The sequence below is a fragment of the Desulfuromusa ferrireducens genome (genome assembly GCF_055389805.1).
Genome location: NZ_AP042415.1, coordinates 2,168,241 through 2,187,950 on the forward strand (window position 1 = coordinate 2,168,241; position 19,710 = coordinate 2,187,950).

The 19,710-nt window shown below is 54.0% G+C and carries 17 protein-coding genes and 1 pseudogene; 10 read left to right on the forward strand and 8 right to left on the reverse strand.

What is annotated here, in order from left to right:
- Positions 1 to 21 precede the first annotated feature (21 nt).
- The 3 genes from ACZ5PT_RS09885 to lon all read right to left on the reverse strand — a co-directional run bounded on the left by ACZ5PT_RS09885 (position 22) and on the right by lon (position 3,211).
- Positions 22 to 195, reverse strand: coding sequence for a hypothetical protein (locus ACZ5PT_RS09885; protein WP_464266656.1), 174 nt, complete (start codon positions 193 to 195; stop codon positions 22 to 24).
- A gap of 283 nt (positions 196 to 478) precedes the next feature.
- Positions 479 to 706, reverse strand: a complete 228-nt coding sequence (locus tag ACZ5PT_RS09890) for a hypothetical protein (protein WP_464266657.1) — start codon at positions 704 to 706, stop codon at positions 479 to 481.
- 75 nt (positions 707 to 781) lie between these two features.
- Complete coding sequence (lon, locus tag ACZ5PT_RS09895; RefSeq protein ID WP_464266658.1) at positions 782 to 3,211, reverse strand: endopeptidase La; 2,430 nt, start codon at positions 3,209 to 3,211, stop codon at positions 782 to 784.
- Between the two features lie 218 nt (positions 3,212 to 3,429).
- Between lon and polA the strand changes: the two genes are divergently transcribed.
- Positions 3,430 to 6,114: a DNA polymerase I gene (gene polA, locus ACZ5PT_RS09900; RefSeq protein WP_464266659.1), complete on the forward strand. Its 2,685-nt coding sequence runs from the start codon at positions 3,430 to 3,432 to the stop codon at positions 6,112 to 6,114.
- Positions 6,115 to 6,125: 11 nt separating this feature from the next.
- Positions 6,126 to 7,115, forward strand: coding sequence for a DUF3187 family protein (locus ACZ5PT_RS09905; protein ID WP_464266725.1), 990 nt, complete (start codon positions 6,126 to 6,128; stop codon positions 7,113 to 7,115).
- Positions 7,116 to 7,979: 864 nt separating this feature from the next.
- Here ACZ5PT_RS09905 and ACZ5PT_RS09910 read toward each other — a convergent pair.
- The 4 genes and pseudogenes from ACZ5PT_RS09910 to ACZ5PT_RS09925 all read right to left on the reverse strand — a co-directional run bounded on the left by ACZ5PT_RS09910 (position 7,980) and on the right by ACZ5PT_RS09925 (position 10,512).
- On the reverse strand, positions 7,980 to 8,624 hold the full coding sequence (locus ACZ5PT_RS09910) for an acetate uptake transporter (RefSeq protein ID WP_464266660.1): 645 nt from the start codon (positions 8,622 to 8,624) through the stop codon (positions 7,980 to 7,982).
- Between the two features lie 141 nt (positions 8,625 to 8,765).
- Entirely contained in the window at positions 8,766 to 9,443 is a 678-nt protein-coding gene (locus ACZ5PT_RS09915) for a GntR family transcriptional regulator (RefSeq protein ID WP_464266661.1), read from the reverse strand.
- A 427-nt stretch (positions 9,444 to 9,870) separates the two neighbouring features.
- A pseudogene (locus ACZ5PT_RS09920) lies at positions 9,871 to 10,254 on the reverse strand (redoxin domain-containing protein); the annotation flags it as partial.
- Positions 10,255 to 10,266: 12 nt separating this feature from the next.
- Entirely contained in the window at positions 10,267 to 10,512 is a 246-nt protein-coding gene (locus ACZ5PT_RS09925) for a hypothetical protein (protein ID WP_464266662.1), read from the reverse strand.
- Between the two features lie 232 nt (positions 10,513 to 10,744).
- Here ACZ5PT_RS09925 and ACZ5PT_RS09930 point away from each other — a divergent pair, with 232 nt between their 5' ends.
- The 8 genes from ACZ5PT_RS09930 (at position 10,745) to ACZ5PT_RS09965 (ending at position 18,366) form a co-directional block, all read left to right on the forward strand.
- Positions 10,745 to 11,092, forward strand: a complete 348-nt coding sequence (locus ACZ5PT_RS09930; RefSeq protein ID WP_464266663.1) for a hypothetical protein — start codon at positions 10,745 to 10,747, stop codon at positions 11,090 to 11,092.
- A 176-nt stretch (positions 11,093 to 11,268) separates the two neighbouring features.
- A complete protein-coding gene (locus tag ACZ5PT_RS09935; protein ID WP_464266664.1) occupies positions 11,269 to 11,850 on the forward strand; it encodes a TetR/AcrR family transcriptional regulator in 582 nt (193 codons plus the stop codon).
- On the forward strand, positions 11,838 to 12,182 hold the full coding sequence (locus ACZ5PT_RS09940; protein ID WP_464266665.1) for an antibiotic biosynthesis monooxygenase family protein: 345 nt from the start codon (positions 11,838 to 11,840) through the stop codon (positions 12,180 to 12,182). The genes ACZ5PT_RS09935 and ACZ5PT_RS09940 overlap by 13 nt, the downstream gene beginning before the upstream one ends.
- A 50-nt stretch (positions 12,183 to 12,232) precedes the next feature.
- Complete coding sequence (locus ACZ5PT_RS09945; RefSeq protein WP_464266666.1) at positions 12,233 to 12,904, forward strand: haloacid dehalogenase type II; 672 nt, start codon at positions 12,233 to 12,235, stop codon at positions 12,902 to 12,904.
- A 22-nt stretch (positions 12,905 to 12,926) separates the two neighbouring features.
- The gene (locus ACZ5PT_RS09950) at positions 12,927 to 13,748 is read left to right on the forward strand and encodes an epoxyqueuosine reductase (RefSeq protein WP_464266667.1); all 822 of its coding nucleotides are present in this window, start codon (positions 12,927 to 12,929) and stop codon (positions 13,746 to 13,748) included.
- 85 nt (positions 13,749 to 13,833) lie between these two features.
- Positions 13,834 to 14,847, forward strand: a complete 1,014-nt coding sequence (gene amrS / locus ACZ5PT_RS09955) for an AmmeMemoRadiSam system radical SAM enzyme (protein ID WP_464266668.1) — start codon at positions 13,834 to 13,836, stop codon at positions 14,845 to 14,847.
- A gap of 347 nt (positions 14,848 to 15,194) precedes the next feature.
- A complete protein-coding gene (locus tag ACZ5PT_RS09960) occupies positions 15,195 to 17,780 on the forward strand; it encodes a glycogen/starch/alpha-glucan phosphorylase (protein ID WP_464266669.1) in 2,586 nt (861 codons plus the stop codon).
- Positions 17,781 to 17,892: 112 nt separating this feature from the next.
- Positions 17,893 to 18,366, forward strand: coding sequence for an alpha/beta hydrolase (locus ACZ5PT_RS09965; RefSeq protein ID WP_464266670.1), 474 nt, complete (start codon positions 17,893 to 17,895; stop codon positions 18,364 to 18,366).
- A 33-nt stretch (positions 18,367 to 18,399) separates the two neighbouring features.
- Here the strand turns inward: ACZ5PT_RS09965 and ACZ5PT_RS09970 are convergent, their stop codons facing one another.
- Complete coding sequence (locus tag ACZ5PT_RS09970) at positions 18,400 to 19,692, reverse strand: Npt1/Npt2 family nucleotide transporter (protein WP_464266671.1); 1,293 nt, start codon at positions 19,690 to 19,692, stop codon at positions 18,400 to 18,402.
- Positions 19,693 to 19,710: the final 18 nt, after the last annotated feature.

Here is a 19,710-nt window from a genome sequence, read left to right on the forward strand (position 1 = left end):
GTTTTCTGAAGTTCTGATCAGTCAGCGTGTTTTTCCGCTTTTCATCGGATCGCCCTGGTAGCCGAGTTGTTGCCAGTCAAGGCGGCCGCTGTCGCCATGGCAATCGAGGCAGTTGAGAGCCTGTTCGGCCGAGGAGACCAGCAGTAGGGCGAAAAGTAGGGTAAGTAGTAGTGATAAGGGAGGCTTCTTGTTCATGGTTGCCTCCATAGTGAGGGTTCTTGCTTGGGTTGCTTTATCCGCAATAGCTTTGTGGCTACATCCTGTATCTTGTCTCGCAAGCTTAGGGGCAATGCAGGTGGAATCTTTTTGGTACAAAAGGGGCGGGCAATTAAAATTCTATAGACGAATATGCATATCATTGTGTCTGGCTGGTTTTGCTGGGGAGGAGGTGTTTTGATTGGTTAAAATAAAAAACCCGGTGAGCGACTCAAGCCGCTCACCGGGGTATGGAAAGGTGGAAACATTGTCTGCTGTGCTTTTACTGATCTTGCTGTTGCCCACCCATCATCGTTGCCATCTGCAGTAATTGTTGCAGATCCATGCCACTCTCTTTGAGGATGTCGAGCAGCACTGGAAAGAGTTGCAGCATGAAGCCCGGCTCTTTGATCACATCTTTGGCCAGATCGGGCAAGGTTTCGAGAATGAAGGCCTGTTTTTCTTCTTTGCTCAGCCCAAGGAGGGCGGATTTGATCGCTTCGCTGGTCATGTTTTCCTCTGTCGGTATAAAGTTAAGGTATGAAGAGTCTGTTGACTCGCCAGACCGTTAGGTTTTGCAGCAAAATTATAGGTTGAAGGCAATCTTGAACACTTCCGGGTAATACTTGACGAAGTGTACCTCGATGCCTTCGCGCAGATAGTCGGGAAGGTCTTCGTAGTCCTTCTTGTTATCGTGCGGGAAGATCAGCGTCTTGAGGCCGGCCCGCCGCGAGGCGATGGTCTTTTCCTTGACGCCGCCGATCGGCAGGACGCTGCCGGTCAATGACAGTTCGCCGGTCATGCCGAGTTTCTTGCGCACCGGTTTGTCCATAATCATCGACAGCAGCGCCGTGGTCATGGTGACCCCAGCCGAGGGACCATCCTTGGGGGTGGCGCCAGCAGGAACGTGCAGGTGGATGAAGTGGCTGTCGAAATAATCGTCGGCTATGTTGTAATCCTCGAGATGGCCCATAACGTAGGAGTAGGCGATCTCGGAACTTTCCACCATCACCTTGCCGAGCTGCCCGGTCTGTTTGAAGCCTTTACTCTTGCTCTTCATCGCCGTTGCTTCGATCTGCAGCGTTGCGCCGCCCATGCGCGTCCAGGCCAGGCCGGTAACGACGCCGGGAACCTCTTTGATCAACTCCTCTTCGGCAAAAATCGGCTTGCCGAGATAGTGCTCGACATCCTTTTTACTGACCGAGATTTTACCTTCGCGCCCTTCAGCAAACTCCATCGCCGCTTTGCGCATGATCTTCTTGATGCGGTTTTCCAGGCCACGCACCCCCGATTCACGAGCATAGCGGTTGACGATGTCGGCCAAGGCCGCTTTGTTGATGCTGATCTGGGCTTTGCTCAGCCCGTGGCTTTCGAGCGATTTGGGGATCAGGTAGCGCCGCGCAATCTCCAGTTTTTCCTCGAGGATGTAGCCGGATAAGCGGATGACTTCCATCCGGTCGAGCAGCGGCGCCGGGATGGTGTCGAGCTGGTTGGCGGTGGCGATAAAGACCACGTTCGACAGATCGAAAGGCACATCCAAATAGTGATCGCGGAAGGCGTCATTCTGCTCCGGATCAAGGACTTCGAGTAGCGCCGAAGCCGGATCGCCCTGAAAGCTGGCACCGATTTTGTCGATCTCGTCGAGCATCAGCACCGGATTGGCGGTTCCGGCGCTCTTCATCGCCTGGATCGCCTTGCCCGGCATGGCACCGATATAGGTGCGGCGATGGCCTTTGATTTCCGCTTCGTCGCGCATGCCACCGACCGAGAAACGATAAAACTTGCGCTTTAAGGTGTCGGCGATGCTTTTGCCGATCGAGGTTTTACCGACCCCGGGAGGGCCGACCAGACAGAGGATCGAGCCGGAAATATCGCCTTTCATCTTGCCGACGGCGATAAATTCAAGGATCCGTTCTTTGACGTCGTCCAAACCGTAGTGATCGCGGTCGAGGACCCGCCGGGCACGTTTTAGGTCGTAGGTATCTTTGCTGAACTTGCCCCAGGGCAGGATGGTCAGCCAGTCGAGGTAGTTGCGGCTGACGTTGTATTCCGGCGATGAGGGCTCGATTAACTGCAGCTTTTCAATCTCTTCATCAACCGCTTTCTGCGCCTCATCATTCAGTTTCAGGGTTTTGAGCCGTTCCTGGAATTTCTCGATTTCTGTAACTTTGCCCTCTTTTTCCAGCCCCAGTTCTTTTTTGATCGCCTTGAACTGCTCGCGGAGGAAAAATTCGCGCTGCTGAGCAGAGATCTTTTCTTCGATGCTTTGCGAGATTTTGGTCTGCAGGCGCGAAACCTCGAGCTCTTTTTTCAACAGCACCAGCACCTTGTCGATGCGATTGCCGATCTCAAAGGTTTCCAGTACGTCCTGCAGTTCGCTGCCGTCGGCATTGGTCAGGTTGGCGGCGAAGTCGGTCAGGCGGGCCGGGTCGTCCATGCTTGAGCGGCCGAGGAATAATTTGATCTCTTCCGAATAGAGTGGATTGATCTGCACCAGCTCTTTGAGGGTCGAGATGATCGCCATCGAATAGGCTTTGAGCTCGGCATCATCGTCCAGTTCGGGACCGTGATAGTAGGTCACCTCGCTGTAAATAATATCATCGACCTCGTTAACTTCGTTGAGCGTAAAGCGTTCCAGGCTGTTGACCAGCACGTGGGCGCTGTCCTCATCAGTGTGAATCAGCTTGAGGATTTTCGCCGCCACGCCAACCCGTTGCAGGTTGCCTGGCGCATCGTCCTCGTCCAATTCCTTGACCATGACCAGGCCGATCGACTGGGATGGGGTTTCCATCGCCTGTTTGATGGTTTTGACCCGTGCTTCGCCGTTGACGGTCAGCGGAATGATAACGCCGGGAAAGGCCGGCCGGGGCCGCAGCGGAATGATCGGCAGGGTCGGCGGTAGCATGTCGCGCGCCAGAACCAACCCTTCATCCGGAATCGCATGGACATCGGCATCGGTCTCAACTTCTATTTCGTATTCTATCGATTCATCATGGTCTTCAAAATTGTCATGCATTTGAATCGCTCCTTATTGGCTATATATAAATAACAACGGCAAGTTTTTGCGGTTGTTGTTCGCGAGTAGACAAACTGTGGCAAGATAATAATATCTGAGTCGAACTGTCAACAATTCAATGCGAGCAGGGCTGGTAAATTAAGCCGTTTTCCAACCTTTCCCTTTGCCGGCAGCTGTGAAATAATCCGGCATTCAATTTTAGCCGAGAAAGGCCTTCCATGTCCGAGCAAAAGCAACGCGTCTATCTTGTTGATGGTTCTTCTTATATATACCGCGCCTACTACGCCATCCGCCACCTGTCCAATTCGAAAGGGGAGGCGACCAATGCGGTCTACGGTTTCACCAACATGTTGCTTAATCTGGTCCGGGATGAACAGCCGGACCGGTTGGCGGTGATCTTCGATGCCAAGGGGCCGACCTTTCGTAAAGAGCTCTACCCTGAATACAAGGCGAATAGAAGCGCCATGCCGGAAGACCTGCGGCCACAGGTGCCGATCATCAAAGAGGTGGTCCGCGCGCTGAACATGCCGGCGCTGGAACAGGCCGGGGTTGAGGCGGATGATATCATCGCCACGCTGGCCAAACAGTATGCCGCGCAGGGACTGGATGTGGTCGTTGTCACCGGCGATAAAGACCTGATGCAGATCGTTAACGAGCGGGTCTGTTTGCTCGATACGATGAAGAAAAAGGTCACTCGGCGTGAGGAAGTGATCGAGCGTTTCGGCGTGCCGCCGGAGCAGGTGCTGGAGATTCTTGGCCTGGCAGGCGATACCTCGGACAATATTCCTGGCGTACCGGGGATTGGTGAGAAGACCGCCGCCGCTTTGATCCAGGAATTTGGTAGCATCGAAAACCTGCTGCAGAATATTGATGCGGTCAAAGGCAAGAAGCGTCAGGAGAATCTGCGCGAGTTTGGCCAGCAGGCAATTCTCTCGCGCAAACTGGCCGATCTGGTTTATGACCTCGAATTGGATGTGACGATCGACGATCTGACTATGGATGAGCCGAATCGAGAAGCGCTGACCGAGCTGTTCACAAAACTGGAATTTCCAAAACTGCTGAAAGAGTTTTCCGCAGCCAGTGTGCAGCAACAAGCCAGCGGTGACAATTACCATGCGGTGTTGGATGAGGCCGAACTGGACGCGATGCTCGCCAAGCTGCAGAGTGCCGGGCGGTTTGCCATCGATACAGAAACTACCAGTCTGGTCGCGGTACAGGCCGAGTTGGTTGGGCTGTCTTTTTCCATCGAGGCGGGTCATGGCTGGTACCTGCCGGTCGGCCATATGTATCTCGGCGTGCCGCAGCAGTTGCCACCGTCTTTGGTGCTGGAAAAGCTGCGCCCGATTTTGGAAGACCCGCAGGTAGAGAAAGTCGGTCAGAACATCAAATACGATGCCCTGGTGCTGCGCAACGCTGGCATTGAGTTGTCTGGCATCGCTCTCGATACCATGCTGCTTTCTTATGTCACCCACCCCGAAGCCCGGTCGCACGGCCTTGATGCGTTGGCCAGCGAGCATCTCGACCACAAGATGATTCCTTATGCGGAGATGACCGGCAGTGGCAAAAAGCAGATCTGCTTTAGTGAGGTCGAGGTGGAAAAGGCGACCGTCTATGCTGCCGAGGATGCCGATATCACCTGGCAGTTGGCGGAAAAACTGCTGCCTGAATTGTCCGCTGGAGCGCCGGAAAAACTGTTGTTTGAGGTCGATATGCCGTTGGTTGATGTGTTGACCCGTATGGAGTGGCGCGGTATTCGGATCGACGCGGGATTTCTCGGCCAACTATCGAGTGAAATGGCGGTAAAGTTGACGGCGCTGGAAACTGAAATCCATGCCATGGCCGGTGGTCCTTTCAATATCAATTCACCGAAACAACTCGGCGAAATCCTGTTCGAGAAACTCGGATTGCCGAAGGGCAAAAAGACCAAGACCGGTTGGTCGACCAACGTCGAGGTGCTCACCGCTCTGGCCGATGAGCACGATATCGCTGCCAAGATTCTCTCCTATCGTTCGGTCAGCAAGCTGAAAAGTACCTACACAGATGCACTGCCGAAGCTGATCAACCCGGCCAGTGGCCGGATTCACACCAGCTTCAATCAGGCGGTGACCGCCACCGGGCGACTCTCTTCCAGCGATCCGAACCTGCAGAATATTCCGATCCGTACCGCCGAAGGACGGCGGATCCGCGAGGCCTTTATTCCCGAGGAGGGCTGGACGCTGCTGGCGGCTGACTACTCGCAGGTCGAGTTGCGGGTGATGGCGCATATGGCCGATGTTGCGGCGCTCAAGGAGAGTTTTGTCGCCGGCGAAGATATTCATAAACGGACCGCCAGCGAAATCTTCGGCATCTTCCCGGAAATGGTTACCGATGAAATGCGCCGTCACGCCAAAACCATCAACTTTGGTGTGCTCTACGGCATGGGCGCATTCAGTCTGGCCAAGGATCTCGGCGTCAGTCGCAAAGAAGCGCAAGCCTTTATTGATAACTATTTCGAGCGCTACCCGGCGGTCCTCGATTATCTCGAAGCAAAAAAAGCCGAAGCGCGCGAGCACCAGTATGTGACCACCATTTTGGGTCGTCGCTGTGCCATCCCTGAGATCAACAGCAAGAACGGCGCCTTCCGTAGCTACGCCGAACGCAACGCCATCAACTATCCGATTCAGGGTAGTGCCGCCGATATCATCAAGGTGGCGATGGTTAATATCGACCGTCGTCTGCGTGCAGAAAATCTGCAGGCGCGAATGCTGCTGCAGGTGCATGATGAATTGGTTTTAGAAGTGCCACCTGAAGAAATGGATCGGGTGACGGAGCTGGTCCGGATGGAGATGGAAAATGCCGTGCCGCTCGATCTGCCGCTCAAGGTCGATATCGGCACCGGTGCCAACTGGGCGCAAGCCCATTGATGGCCGGCGTGATGAGAGGTGTGTTGGTTGCGGTCGGTCTGCTGCTGTTCGGCTCATTCGGTTTTGCCGCCGAGGTTGAGTTGCAGCCGTTGCGGGTCAGCAATCAGGGCTCGCTGGCCAAACTGACCGGCCTGCCGACTCTCGATCGCGCTCGACTGCTGGCGGACGGCGAATATGAGGCCGGTTTTAGTTGGGATCTGGCCAACAGCTACACTCTGGGCAGGAACGGTAGCGAACAGTTGAGCTTCGACGGTGAAAGTCACCGGCTGGCGCTGCGGCTCGATCGTGGTTTTGCCAATGGCTGGGAGATCGGAGTCGAAGCCCCACTGATCGTCCATCGCCGCGGTTTCCTCGATGCTTTTATCGAAGGCTGGCACGACCTCTTCGGACTCCCGCAGGGGGGCCGGGATCAAGCTGCGCGCGAGCAGCTTGATTACAGTTATCAGAAAGATTCGAAGGCCCTGTTTTCACTGCAGGATGAAGAAATGGGTCTGGGGGATATCCGCCTGTTGCTGAGTCGTCAATTGTTATCTGCTGACGATTCGGCTCTGGCCCTGCACGCCAGCTTGGAACTGCCGAGCGGCGCCGCTGGCAAACTGCTCGGCAGTGGCAGTGTGGATATGGCGCTCTGGCTCAGTGGGGAGCAGCGTTGGCGTCTGACCAGTCAACGCTTGGCCTTGCACTATGGAGTGGGTCTGCTGGCGGCCAATTCGGGCGAATTGCTCTCCGGGCAACGACGTCCACTGGTCGGCACCGGCACTCTCGGCCTGGCCTGGTCTTATTGGTCCTGGTTGGCTCTGCAGATACAGATCGATGCCCATACCTCACTGTTTGAGAATAGTGGCTTGCGGCAGATCGATGCAGCATCTGCTCAGTTGGCGATCGGCGGAGCGGTGGCGTTGGCGGAACGTACCCGGCTGGAGCTTGCCGTGGTTGAGGATATCGCCGTTGATACGGCCCCGGATGTGAATTTCCATCTACGGCTCTCGCAGCGCTTCTGAACTTATTTTGCTGATATCGACAAAAAAGCCGGACTCTCCAATCGGAGGTCCGGCTTTTTTGTGCGCGGAAGTGCTCAGGAGGGGACACGCAAACGGACTGCGGTACGTTCCAGCTTTGGTCATGGCAGAGATTACAGTCGTTAGCGGAATTGTTATAGGCATTCTCGAAGGGGTCGTGAGCAGCGTAGATGTCGCCATGATAAACCGCGTGACAACCGCCCTGCTGACAACCGCCATCCCAGGTCGCTAGCGTGTCGTAGGGGGTGGGGTGGCAGGTTGAACAGTTGTTGCCGTGGGCTGCAGGGAGATCGGTGCTGTGGCAAAGGAATTGGCTCCCGAATCACCGAACAGGCGCACTTCGCGCTCGCCACTGTTCGGAGTTATTATCGCGCTACAAAGCATGGGAGAGATGGGGCTGCAGCCGAAGCGTTGAGGGAAAATAGATCTCAAGTTGCCTAAAGGGACGGGCGCTTCAGTGCGACGCTTCGCGGGTTGCGCGCATCGGGGCGTATTAATTATCTAACCTGTCGCGTTGCCTCGCAGGTTGATGCTGAGATTTGGATATATATTTCTGCTAGCAGTCTGTCGGACTTGCCATAAACCGGCTGCAAATTTGATCGGTTGGCCTATGTCTCAGCCCCTTTTTGCCCCATAGCTATGGCTATGAGCCTGCAAATGAGCCAAAATCTAGTCTCAAACGCTCCAATTTTCGCTTCGGCCCGTCAAATCCGACAGGCTGCTAGAGAAACTGGATATTTGGATTTTGTCTTGGACTTTCCTTAAAGATAAGGCGCAGGCTGCTTTTGTGAAAAAGCAACCTGCGCCCATTTTATTTACTGCAGAAAACTTTTACGCTGAAGTTGTTTAGAACACGTTTGCCACTTCGGCGTCTTCATCAATCTCTTCCTGTTCTTCAATCAGTGTCGCCGCAATCGCTGCTCCGAGCGGGGCCAGGGTGCGGCCGTAAACCTCATTGAGGACCTGGGCCAGACCGGTGTAGATCGCGGCGAAACCGCAGAAAATACCTTCGTAACCGGCGAAGGTTGTGATCATGTGGTTGCCAGTGATATCTCCGATCGCGAGCAGGAAGAACAGGATCGTTAGCGAACCAAACACAACCTGTAGCGCCCGATTCAGTTTGAAGGTGCCGATAAAGAGCACGCCAGTAAACAGTCCCCACATTCCTAGGTAGGCAGCCATGGCCGTGGCGTTCGGCTTTACCGCATATCCCATCTTCGGTAGGATGATCAGTGCAACCAGGGTCAACCAGAACAGACCGTAAGAGGTGAAGGCCGTGGTGCCAAAGGTATTGTTTTTCTTCCACTCCATGATGCCGACGATAATCTGCGCGAGGCCACCGTAGAAGATGCCCATGCCGAGGATCATCGCATCGAGCGGGAACAGCCCCGCATTGTGCAGATTGAGCAGGACGGTGGTCATGCCGAAACCGACCAGTCCCAGAGGAGCCGGATTGGCGGTTGTGTCATTGATGGTGAGTGATTTTCCCATTGTTTTCTCTCCTGTCATTACATTGGGTTAAAATGAATGTTCTTGCCGTAGGCTTTGCTCATTTTTCTGCCAAGGAAGAACGTTTCAAACCGCTGTTTAAACCCCCTTCCGTCTTTTTCCGGTGAAGGTGCGCGGTGGAATTCATTGGTTCTTTTGTTCGATGCGATTCCGGTGCTGTTCTTCGATGCTCTGGCGGGCGGTAGAGATATGACGTCGCATCAGAAAATCAGCCAGATCGGCATCCCGTTCTTCGATCGCATCGAAAATATGTCGATGTTCTTTGAATGCCTGATAGGGCCGTTGGTCAGAGGCGCTGAACTGGTAGCGATACATGCGAATCTGCTGGTAGAGCCCTCCTTCAAGAACCGTAAGAACTTTAGGGTTACGGTTGCCCTGCAAGATCTGGTAGTGAAAGTCAAACTCACCCTGTTGTTGGTTCTGGGTTAGCCCTTGGCCAGCAGCGAGGTTTCTTTCCTGCTCGCCGAGCAGAGCGCGCAGCGTCTGGATTTCGGTTCCGGTCATATTTTGTGCGGCCAGGCGGCACGAAAGTCCCCCCAGTACTTCCCTGATCTGGTAAATGTTGACCAGCTCTTCAAGGGAGAGGGTGGTAACCCGTGCCCCCAAGTTGGGTGATCGAACCAGTAGATGACGTTCTTCAAGGCGGCTCAAGGCTTCTCGTAGGGTGCCGCGGCTGATGCTGTAGCTTTTTGCCAGTTCAGGTTCGGAGATTTTACTCCCCTGGGGGAGGTCGCCCTTGATGATGGCGACTTCGAGTTGTTCAAAGACCTGATCGGTCAGCGGGAGTGTTGGTTGGCTCATTTCCGCGATGTCTCGTGTTTGTGGTAAATGTCGACAGATCCCTTTTCATTAATTGGAATCTTGGTAATATATATGGTTTAAAATACCATTACAAGAGAAAGTGTCGACACTATTAGGATGATCGTTGGGGGGGGCAGGAGCCTTATTGAATCGGTTCACTCCCTGTCTCGGTTGTTTTAGTAGAAAGTCTTTGCCGAACGGCCGGAATACCTTCAGGCTAATCTGGTCAGCGCCATGGAGTTGTCCGCTTACGACATCTATTCGCACATCACTCACAAAAGCGTCGTCACCTGGGCGTCGATCAAAAAGGACTATCTGGATGGCGGCTTTCATTGAATGTTTAGCCAGCGTTTCTGCTTGTCGAGAATGAAAATCAGAGCAACCAGCGGGGCTGTCAATTTGACAGCCCCGCTGGTTGCTCTTGTGCTTAGATATTTTTCAACAACTCCACCGTCTCTGCCGGTTCCGGCCGATCGGTGTGGTCGGTGGTCAGAGAGACATTACGCACAATCCCGCCGCTATCGATGATAATCCGACCCGGCAGCGGCAAACGCCATTCCTCTTCGCCGTTAAAGCGCGTCAGGTCGATACCGAAACTGGTGTAAACCTCGATTAGCTCCTTTGGCAATCTGTGAACAATCCCCAGCTTTTCCATGACCTGACTGTCCGGATCGCTCAGCAGCGGGAACTCTAAGTGCAGTTTTTTTACCAGTTGCGGGGCGTACTTAACCAGCATCGGCGACAGGGCGATCAAGCTGGCTCCGGCCTGTTGGATTTGCGGCAAGACGGCCTGCAGAGCTTCCAGCTCCGCATTGCAGTAGGGTCACCAAACTCCCCGGTAAATACTGATGACCACCGGCCCTTTATTTCGCAGCTCAGCCAGATCAACCTGGGTTCCATCTGCATCAGCCAGGCGGAAATCGCCGACCCTATCGCCGACCTTGATGGTCTGCTCAAGGATGTCCGTGTTGCCGAGGGCATCCCTTGAACGCAGCATTATCGCCAGATTCTCCGGCGGGATTTGTGCTGCCGCTGCGCCCTTCATCTCTTCCAGTTTGTCTTTTAGCATCAGACTTCTCCTGCGCTAAGAAGGTTTCTTGATTTGTTGAGTTGTTATTAAATGGGTATCACTTGCAGGGATTCTGTCAAGTTCTGGCGGACTGCGGCTGGTACTGAACTTTACATTTTGGGGGATCTGGCGTAACTTGCCGAAGATTGATTTCGGGGGTGGCCGAGAAATAATAACTTGCTTCTGCTGCCTAAGATTGGCACCAGATAGCTTAAAAACGTAAGATGAGATGATGAAAAACGAAGCTGAAATTTTAAAACCTGTCCATATGATCGCAGTCCTTAGCGCCGCGATAGCTGCTATTGCTTTTGTTAGTTTCTGTTTCGCTGGGAGCCTAGGCTTTGGAGCTAAACTTATCATCTTCAGTGTCTTTGCCTGGAACCTTTTGACCGCCGCTGGAATCTGGATGAAAAGTCCCTGGGGCTATTATTCACTGAAAGCCTATCTCTATCTATTGCTGTTTGTTTTTCCTGTTGGAACCCTCATTTCCTTCAATGTCCTCAAGCATATAAAGGAACACAGTGTTCAAGGTTTGTTCTCCCGGACCTCACTAGAGTCATTAAAGCAGTTGGTAAAATAATGCAGCGGTGGGGCAGGCACGTGCACGCTGAAGTCATCCTTTAAATCCAAGCTGGCATTTACTTCTTCCTCAGCTTGCTACCGCTCCCTAAATCTTCCGTCAAACAGAAATCCTTGACATCCGTTATCCAAGCCCTTACGTTGTTAGTTGACCAACTAACAACGTAAGGGGATTATATGCCTCCCAAAAGTGACAAACGAGAACGCCTCTTAAAAGCAGCCCGCCGGCTGATTCATCAGCAAGGCTTCCAGGGCACCACTTTGGCTGATATTGCCGAGGAATCGGGCGTGCCGCTGGGGAACGTCTATTACTATTATAAAACCAAGGACGAGATCGTCCGCGCGGTGATCGAAGACCGGACTGCACGCTTTCATGCTCTGGCTGAAGGTTGGGAGCGGGACTCCGATCCGGTGGCGCGACTGTGTTGCTTTTTGCAGATGCCGCTCAGCATCGACAAAAGCATCGCCGCTCACGGTTGCCCGGTCGGTAGCCTTTCGCAGGAATTGAGCAAACATGGTGATAGTGAATTAGCCGGACAGACCCTGCGGGCGCAACTGACTTGGGTCGGTCGGCAGTTTCGTCTGCTGGGCTGCGCCGATGCCGAACAGTTGGCGCGGCAGTTCATCGCTACTTTGCAGGGTGGTTCGCTGCTGGCCAACAGCCTGAACCAACCTGAGGTTTTGCTTGAGCAGGTTGAGCAACTCAAAGATTGGCTACAGACATTTAGTAACCCTGAGGAGGAAGCATGTTTGCCGTGATATTCGAAGTCACCCCAACCGCAGCAGGGCAAGAGGAATACCTTAAAATTGCCGCCGGGCTGCGTGAGTTTTTAGCCGACCGTGAAGGTTTTGTCTCGATTGAGCGCTTTCAGAGTCTGTCCGAAGAGGGCAAGCTGCTCAGCCTGTCCTTTTGGCAGGATGAAGCGTCGATAGATGCATGGCGCAACCTGCTGCAGCACCGCATGGCGCAGCAAAAAGGCAAGGATGCGCTGTTTGCGTCCTACCGTATTCGCGTTGCCGAAGTGGTGCGCGATTATACCGCGAGCGAACGCGCCCAAGCCCCGGCCGATTCGAACCAGGCGTTGGCTTAAGCGCTGCTTCTGAGCGCTCGATTTTATCAATCGGCAAACAGGAGGATCGCATGTCCGTAACCCTGGCCTTTGACGTTTATGGCACTTTGATCGACACCCACGGCGTGGTGACCGCATTACGGGGTTTAGTCGGCGAGCAAGCAGAGCGATTTTCACAGACCTGGCGCGACAAGCAGCTGGAATACTCTTTTCGCCGCGGACTGATGCAGAACTACCAGACCTTCGCCGTCTGTACCAGTGATGCTCTTGATTACACCTGTGCTTACTACCAGACCCCACTGACTCAAGAGCAGAAAAATGACTTGCTCGGCGTCTACCGCGTGCTGCCGGCATTCGAGGACGTGAAAGAGGGGTTAACCCGTTTGCAGGCCGCCGGGTTTCGGCTTTATGCATTTTCCAACGGCAGCGGCGAGGCCCTGGAAATGCTGCTGAGTACGGCTGGCATCAGGGAGCTGTTTCTTGGCATTGTGACGGTTGATGACCTCAAGTCGTTCAAACCGAACCCCGGCGTTTACAGCCATTTCTTGCGCCAATCGGGGGCGACTGGCAGTAGCGCCTGGATGATTTCCAGTAATCCCTTCGATGTCATCGGCGCAATTTCCGCTGGCATGAAAGCGGCCTGGGTGCGTCGCTCCCCAGAAGCGATCTTTGACCCGTGGGGGATCGAACCGACCATCACCGTCAGCAGCCTTTTAGAGCTGGATCAGCAAATTATCGCCTGATAAAAACGCGAAAGGGCCACCGATGCAAAGCGAACTGATTGCCAGAATTCAGCAGTTTTTTGCCGAATCGCCATTAAATATCCGGCAGGATGGCGGGCATTATTTCGATGCGCCGCTGATCGGCTTTGCAGCGGCCGACGACCCGCTGTTTCAACAATACAAGAGCGTCGTTGGCCCCTTTCATCGCACTCCCCGCGAGTGGCTTGAAAACGAATTCGGTGCTGGTACTTGGCTGGGTGGCAGCGTCATCTGCTGGATCTTGCCGATTAACGCTGAGGTCCGTCAAAGCAACCGGCCGGAAACAGAGTTCCCCTCGCGACTCTGGTCGCACACCCGCAACTTCGGCGATCTGTTCAATCTGCAGTTGCGCGAAGAGGTGGTCCGGTTTCTACAGGATGCCGGACACCGGGCGGTTGCCCCGCAACTGGCCGACGACTGGCAACGGGTCGATGTGCCCGGAAAAGGGCAAGCGTCCACCTGGTCGGAGCGTCATGCTGCCTATGCGGCCGGTTTGGGAACCTTCAGCCTCAACGATGGCTTGATCACCGAACGGGGCATTGCCCATCGCTGCGGCAGCGTTGTCACCGACTTGATTCTTTCCCCCTCGCCACGTCGCTATCAAAGCCACACCGAAAACTGCCCCTTCTGCCGCGAAGGAAAGTGCGGCGCCTGTATCGCCCGTTGTCCGGTCGGAGCGCTGTCGGCTGCCGGTCACGATAAAATCAAGTGCCGCGCCTATACCTACGGCACGGTGTTCGATCAGGTCGGCGCCGAATATGGTGTCGAAATCACCGGTTGTGGATTGTGCCAGACTAAAATTCCTTGCGAGGCGAAGATTCCCTGAATCGGTCGCTATAATAAAGACTTGGTTCTGGCCTTTATTGTCTTGCTGTATTGACCCTCAGACGTTATTCCGATAGGAGCCTCGTATGCACGAAGCCATGCTTTATACCCCACTTGCCGAGCAAAAGGTCGCTTGTCGCTTGTGTCAGCATTTTTGCAGAATTGGTGATGGCAAGCGCGGCATCTGCGGGGTGCGAGAAAATCGGGGCGGAAAACTCTATTCGCAGGTTTACGGTCGCGCCGTTTCGGCAGGCATCGATCCGATTGAAAAGAAGCCGATGTTCCATCTGCTGCCCGGATCGACCTCCTTTTCTGTTGCCACGGTCGGCTGTAATTTCAGGTGCCGCCACTGTCAGAACTGGCAGATCGCCCAGTATCCGCAACAGCAACCCGGAGACTTTCCCGGTAACGAGCTGCCGCCGGCAACCATCGTCAGCCAGGCAAAAGCCGCCGGCTGTGCTTCGATTGCCTATACCTATACCGAGCCGACGATCTTTTTTGAATATGCCTATGACACGGCAAAACTGGCCAGTGCGGCGGGCATTAAGAATGTTTTTGTCAGTAACGGCTACATCAGCGCCGAGGCGTTGCGGCTGATTGCTCCATTTCTGGATGGCGCAAATATCGATCTCAAGGCTTTCAGCGATGATTTCTATCACAAGGTCTGCGGGGCGAAGTTGCAGCCGGTGCTTGACAGTATCCGTCTCTACCGCGAGTTGGGAATCTGGATAGAGGTGACAACGCTGATCATCCCCGGCTACAATGATGACGAAAAACAGCTGCGGGGGATTGCTGAGTTTATTGCCTCAGTGGGTGTTGAAATCCCCTGGCACGTGACCGCTTTTTATCCGACCCACAAACTGCTCGATGCGCCGCGCACCTCGGCAGACATTCTACGCTGTGCCCGCCAGATCGGCATTGACGCCGGACTGCGCTATGTTTATGAGGGCAACATCCCCGGTGAGGGCGGCGAAAACAGCTATTGCTATGCGTGCGGTGAACTGCTGATCGAGCGCTACGGCTTTGCGATCCGCAAAAACCTGCTCAAAACCGGAGGTTGTTGTTCTTGTGGCGTCGCCATCGACGGGGTCGGTATGTAGTACCGCTTTTGCGGTAAGCAGACAAAGAGTGCCATCGTGAAGGTGTGGACTTTTAGGGAGGGGTACCCTGGAGGTCGTTATGGCTGTTCCATATCCAAGGATTACCGAGGTTGGTCTGTTTTTAATTTCAGAAATAATCCTCCTGACATTGACTTAAAACGGACAGATAGGTTAATTAGAAAGATATATTTTTACGCGTTAATAAGGTTTAACCCTTGGATGTTGTAGACTGTTGGGAGAACTTTTTACAGGAGTGGTCTGCTCCATTAGTTACCGATCCTGATTAAGTGCGTTTTTCCGAGAAAAAGATATTTTTGCTCGCCCTCAAAGCACGAGAGACTACGCCGATGAATACCAAACGTTTTGTTAAAAGCAACCTCTGCCCTGAGTTAACCGAGGTCCCGCCGCTGGGACTCGATGGCGCCACGCTGGCGCGGGCTTTTCGTCACTATTACACCAATCACCTTGGTCGCGATAAAAACTGCAACATGGTGCATTACGCCTACGAGGCGCTGGCCTTGGTGGTGCGTGACCGCTTGATGGAGCGCTGGAAAAAAACCCGCTACGCTTATGAAGAAAGCGATTGCCGGCGGGCCTATTATCTCTCCCTCGAATTTCTGATGGGACGTTCGCTGGGTAATTCGATTCTTAATCTGGGGATTAACGACGATGTCGCAGTCGCGCTGAATAAAGTCTGTCTCGATTTTGAGGAACTGACCGATGCCGAGCAGGACGCCGGCCTTGGTAATGGCGGCCTCGGTCGACTGGCGGCCTGTTTTCTCGATAGCTGCGCGACCTTGCAGCTGCCGGTTATGGGTTACGGTATCCGCTATGAATATGGCATGTTCCGCCAACGCATCGAGGACGGCTATCAGGTTGAAGAACCGGATCACTGGCTCGGTTCGGAAAATCGCTGGGAAATAGAACGCCCCGAATATACCCAGCGGGTAAAATTTGGCGGGCGCAGTGAATGTTATCGAACCCAAGACGGAAACTTACGCTGTCGCTGGGTCGATACCCGCGACGTGCTGGCACTTCCCTACGATGTGCCGATCCCCGGCCATCAAAATGGGACAGTCAATACGCTTCGTCTGTGGAAGGCGGCGGCGACGGCTGAATTTGATCTCGGCGATTTTAACGCCGGCGATTATCCCGGCTCGGTGGCGGCCAATAACGAGGCGGAGAAGATCACCATGGTTCTCTACCCGAATGACGCCAGCGAAAACGGCAAGGATCTGCGTCTGCGCCAGCAGTATTTTCTCGCCTCGGCCAGCCTGCAGGATGTCTTCGATAAATGGGTTACGACCAAAGGGCGTGATCTGAGCCGCTTTGCCGAAAAAAACTGTTTTCAGCTCAATGATACCCACCCCAGTTGCGCGGTTGCCGAACTGATGCGCCTGCTGCTGGATGAGCAGGGTTTGAGCTGGGAAGATGCGTGGGATATCAGCAGCAAAACCATGGCTTACACCAATCATACCCTGTTGCCGGAGGCGCTGGAAAAATGGTCGGTGCGTTTGTTTGAACATCTTTTGCCCCGGCCGCTGGAAATCATCTACGAGATCAACGCCCGTTTCCTCAAAGAGGTGGCCAACCGCTGGCCCGGCGATGTCGAACGACAACGACGAATGTCGATTATTGAGGAAGGCCCCGAGCCGCAGGTGCGTATGGCCTATCTGGCGATCGTCGGCAGCTTCTCGGTCAACGGCGTTGCCGAGCTGCACTCCAAGCTGTTGCAGGAAGGGCTGTTCCGTGATTTCTTTGAGCTCTGGCCGGAAAAATTCAACAACAAGACCAACGGCGTCACCCAGCGGCGCTGGCTGGACTGGTGCAACCGGGGATTGAGTCAGCTGGTCAGCGATAGTATCGGCGATGGTTGGGTGACCGATCTGGCACAACTGGAACAGCTTAGACAATTTGCCGGCGATGCCGATTTTCAACAGCATTGGCAGCAGGTCAAATATAATAATAAAATTCGCCTGGCCGAACTGGTCAAGGCTGACTGCAATGTCGATTTCAAACCCACGGCCATGTTTGATGTCCAGGTGAAACGGATCCACGAGTACAAGCGCCAGTTGCTCAACATCCTGCATGTCATCCATCTCTACGATCGCATCAAACGTGGCGATTGTGAAAACTGGACGCCGCGTTGCGTGCTGATCGGCGGCAAGGCGGCACCCGGCTACGCTATCGCCAAGACGATCATCAAACTGATCAATAACGTCGCTCAGCTGGTGAACAACGATCCGGAAGTTGGCGACAGACTCAAGGTCGCCTTTTTGCCCAATTACCGGGTGTCGGCGATGGAAGTCATCTGCCCTGGAACCGATCTTTCTGAACAGATTTCCACTGCCGGAAAGGAAGCATCCGGCACCGGAAATATGAAGTTTATGATGAACGGTGCTCTGACGATCGGGACGTTGGACGGTGCCAACATCGAAATCCGTGAGGAGGTTGGCGAGGATAACTTCTTCCTTTTCGGGCTGAACGCTGCTGAAGTTGAAGAAACCCGCAGTCACTACAATCCGCAGGCGCTTATTGATTCTGACGAGAACTTTTCTCGGGTGATGCATCTGCTGCAGAGTGGTCATTTCAGTCAGTTCGAAAGTGGGATTTTCGATTCGATCGTCGGTGCGATTAAAAATCCCTTCGATCCCTGGTTGGTGGCAGCCGATTTTTCCAGTTACGTGGAGATGCAGGAACAGGCAAGTCAGGCCTACCGTGATCAGCAAAACTGGACCCGGATGAGCATCTTGAATACCGCGGGCAGCGGTAAGTTTTCCACCGATCGAACCATGTGTGAGTACAACGAGGATATCTGGAAGCTAACGCCTGTTGCGGCACAGCCCGTGGATAAGGCTACCGTCGAGCTGCCTGAAAGTTTAGAGGGGGTCGTCAACGCGGAGCAGGTACCGGATTTTGTAGCCAGCGAATAGCTGCTCAAGCGGCACTCCCTGATTAATCAAAAACCCCGATCAGCTTTGCTGATCGGGGTTTTTACTCGTGAATCCCCCCCGAAAAAACCAATAAAGAAGTTGAGGTGTATTGATGAAAATACTTTTTTTGCACGGTCTCGAATCTGGCCCGCATGGCAGTAAATTTCAGGCGTTGCAGTCGATGTTCGGCAATGTCTTCGCTCCAGACTGCAGCGGGATCGCCGATCCTGCGGAACGATTGGCGATCATTCAGCAGGCCATCTGCAATGAAACCGCCCCCATGTTGGTGGTCGGTTCAAGTATGGGCGGCTTGATGGCGCTGCTGCTACAGCAGCGCGCAGCAAACCAGATCGCCGGGATGGTTCTCTGCGCCCCGGCTCTCCATCGTCCCGCAGGGGAAGGCCTCAGCAGTGAAGGGCTTCCACCAAACGTGATTATTCACGGCAAACAGGATGTGGTGGTTCCCATTGAGGCCAGCCGTAACTTTGGTGTCCGATTGGTGGAGGTCGAGGATGATCACCGCTTGAGCAACAGTCTGCCACTGATTCTGCGTGAAGTTTTTGAAATGAAATTGGCTCTGTTGTGAAGGGGCCTAAACTTTTGCCGGGGTGATTTCTCCTCAGGGACTTTCCTCGGTATTTTCACTGCCCACGGTCTTGTACTCGCTGCGTAGATATTTCAGCACGATCAACCAGCAGACGCAGATCATCAGCACCAGCCAGCTTAATTGCGGCAAGCTCAGGGGGGTGGGCAGCCAGCGGGTGAAAAGCAGAATCAGCAGAGAGCCGAAAATTTTGAACAATCGGTAGCCGAACATGTCGATCCAGGCCTTGGCCTGATAGATCAGCAATGAATCGATCGGCACATAAAGCAATTCTTTGGACGCACGGTTGATGGAGTAGGAGAGACCGCGATCACTGATTTTAGCCGCTGCGATCAGGAGTAAACTGGGCTGGATGATAAAGCCGAACATGCAGAGGATGATCATCCCCGGTTGCACCAGCATTCCGGCGATGACGCCGAAGAAGCGGTGAATCAGCGGGGTGAGCAACAGGTTGACAACGATGGAGACCCCGCCCATAACGCTGAAAAAAAGTGACAAATAGGCGGTGCGCAGATCGACCTGCGTGTAACTGATTTCGACGGTTTTCATGAATTGAAATTCGATCAGCGGTGAGGCGAGCTGCACAAGGAGCAGCGTGCTGGTAATCAACAGCAGAAAGCGGCTGCGTTTTAATGCTTTCCAGCCGCCAGTGTAATGGGTTTCCTGGCCGTGCATTTCCACTTCGCAATAGAGCCCGAGTCGTTCCATCATCCAGGTCAGCACAAACAGCAACAGCACAATCCCGGCGGCAACCAGCAGCAGATCGGCGGTCTGCAGGCCCATTTTGTCCAGCAGCAGGGCGGCCACCAAACCGCCGAGCACGCCACCAACCAGGCCACCGGTGCCGATAACGCCGTACCAGCCTTTGCCCTCGGTGGTGCTGTAGATCGAGTTGGTCAGGCTCCAAAATTGCTCGACCATCAAGACGCCGAGAATATCGACGAAGATGTAGAAGGCAGACGCTACTGCCGGGCCAGGGTCAAGCAGCAGAATGCGAAAGAGCACTAATAGCAGGCCGATACTCAGACAGGTGCCGAGGACCACTTTAACCCGGCTGAAACGTTCCACCACCCGGTGGTAGCTGCCGATAAACAGCGCCATCGTCAGGGCGGTGCCGATCCAGACGTAAGGCAGCTGATCGGCGCCAAGATACTCGATAAAGAGGGAGCGACTGGCGGGCTTAAGATGGTAGAGCGCCATGACGATCAGCAGGAAATTGGCGAACAGAAAGGCGGCGCGGACACTGAGTTTGCGGTGCGCAGGATAGCGTTGATTGCAGTAGTCCTTTTTGACTTTAAATTTGGTCATTTGCTTTTTTCTTCCGCT

Bases quoted from the DNA above. Each gene is read 5' to 3' on its own strand.
- ACZ5PT_RS09925 (WP_464266662.1), bottom strand. From the start codon at position 10,512: ATGCTAAAAGACAAACTGGAAGAGATGAAGGGCGCAGCGGCAGCACAA.
- ACZ5PT_RS09945 (WP_464266666.1), top strand. From the start codon at position 12,233: ATGTCCGTAACCCTGGCCTTTGACGTTTATGGCACTTTGATCGACACC.
- ACZ5PT_RS09885 (WP_464266656.1), bottom strand. From the start codon at position 195: ATGAACAAGAAGCCTCCCTTATCACTACTACTTACCCTACTTTTCGCC.
- ACZ5PT_RS09930 (WP_464266663.1), top strand. From the start codon at position 10,745: ATGAAAAACGAAGCTGAAATTTTAAAACCTGTCCATATGATCGCAGTC.
- ACZ5PT_RS09890 (WP_464266657.1), bottom strand. From the start codon at position 706: ATGACCAGCGAAGCGATCAAATCCGCCCTCCTTGGGCTGAGCAAAGAA.
- ACZ5PT_RS09950 (WP_464266667.1), top strand. From the start codon at position 12,927: ATGCAAAGCGAACTGATTGCCAGAATTCAGCAGTTTTTTGCCGAATCG.
- ACZ5PT_RS09915 (WP_464266661.1), bottom strand. From the start codon at position 9,443: ATGAGCCAACCAACACTCCCGCTGACCGATCAGGTCTTTGAACAACTC.
- ACZ5PT_RS09935 (WP_464266664.1), top strand. From the start codon at position 11,269: ATGCCTCCCAAAAGTGACAAACGAGAACGCCTCTTAAAAGCAGCCCGC.
- polA (WP_464266659.1), top strand. From the start codon at position 3,430: ATGTCCGAGCAAAAGCAACGCGTCTATCTTGTTGATGGTTCTTCTTAT.
- lon (WP_464266658.1), bottom strand. From the start codon at position 3,211: ATGCATGACAATTTTGAAGACCATGATGAATCGATAGAATACGAAATA.
- ACZ5PT_RS09970 (WP_464266671.1), bottom strand. From the start codon at position 19,692: ATGACCAAATTTAAAGTCAAAAAGGACTACTGCAATCAACGCTATCCT.
- ACZ5PT_RS09965 (WP_464266670.1), top strand. From the start codon at position 17,893: ATGAAAATACTTTTTTTGCACGGTCTCGAATCTGGCCCGCATGGCAGT.
- ACZ5PT_RS09905 (WP_464266725.1), top strand. From the start codon at position 6,126: ATGAGAGGTGTGTTGGTTGCGGTCGGTCTGCTGCTGTTCGGCTCATTC.
- ACZ5PT_RS09960 (WP_464266669.1), top strand. From the start codon at position 15,195: ATGAATACCAAACGTTTTGTTAAAAGCAACCTCTGCCCTGAGTTAACC.
- ACZ5PT_RS09910 (WP_464266660.1), bottom strand. From the start codon at position 8,624: ATGGGAAAATCACTCACCATCAATGACACAACCGCCAATCCGGCTCCT.
- amrS (WP_464266668.1), top strand. From the start codon at position 13,834: ATGCACGAAGCCATGCTTTATACCCCACTTGCCGAGCAAAAGGTCGCT.
- ACZ5PT_RS09940 (WP_464266665.1), top strand. From the start codon at position 11,838: ATGTTTGCCGTGATATTCGAAGTCACCCCAACCGCAGCAGGGCAAGAG.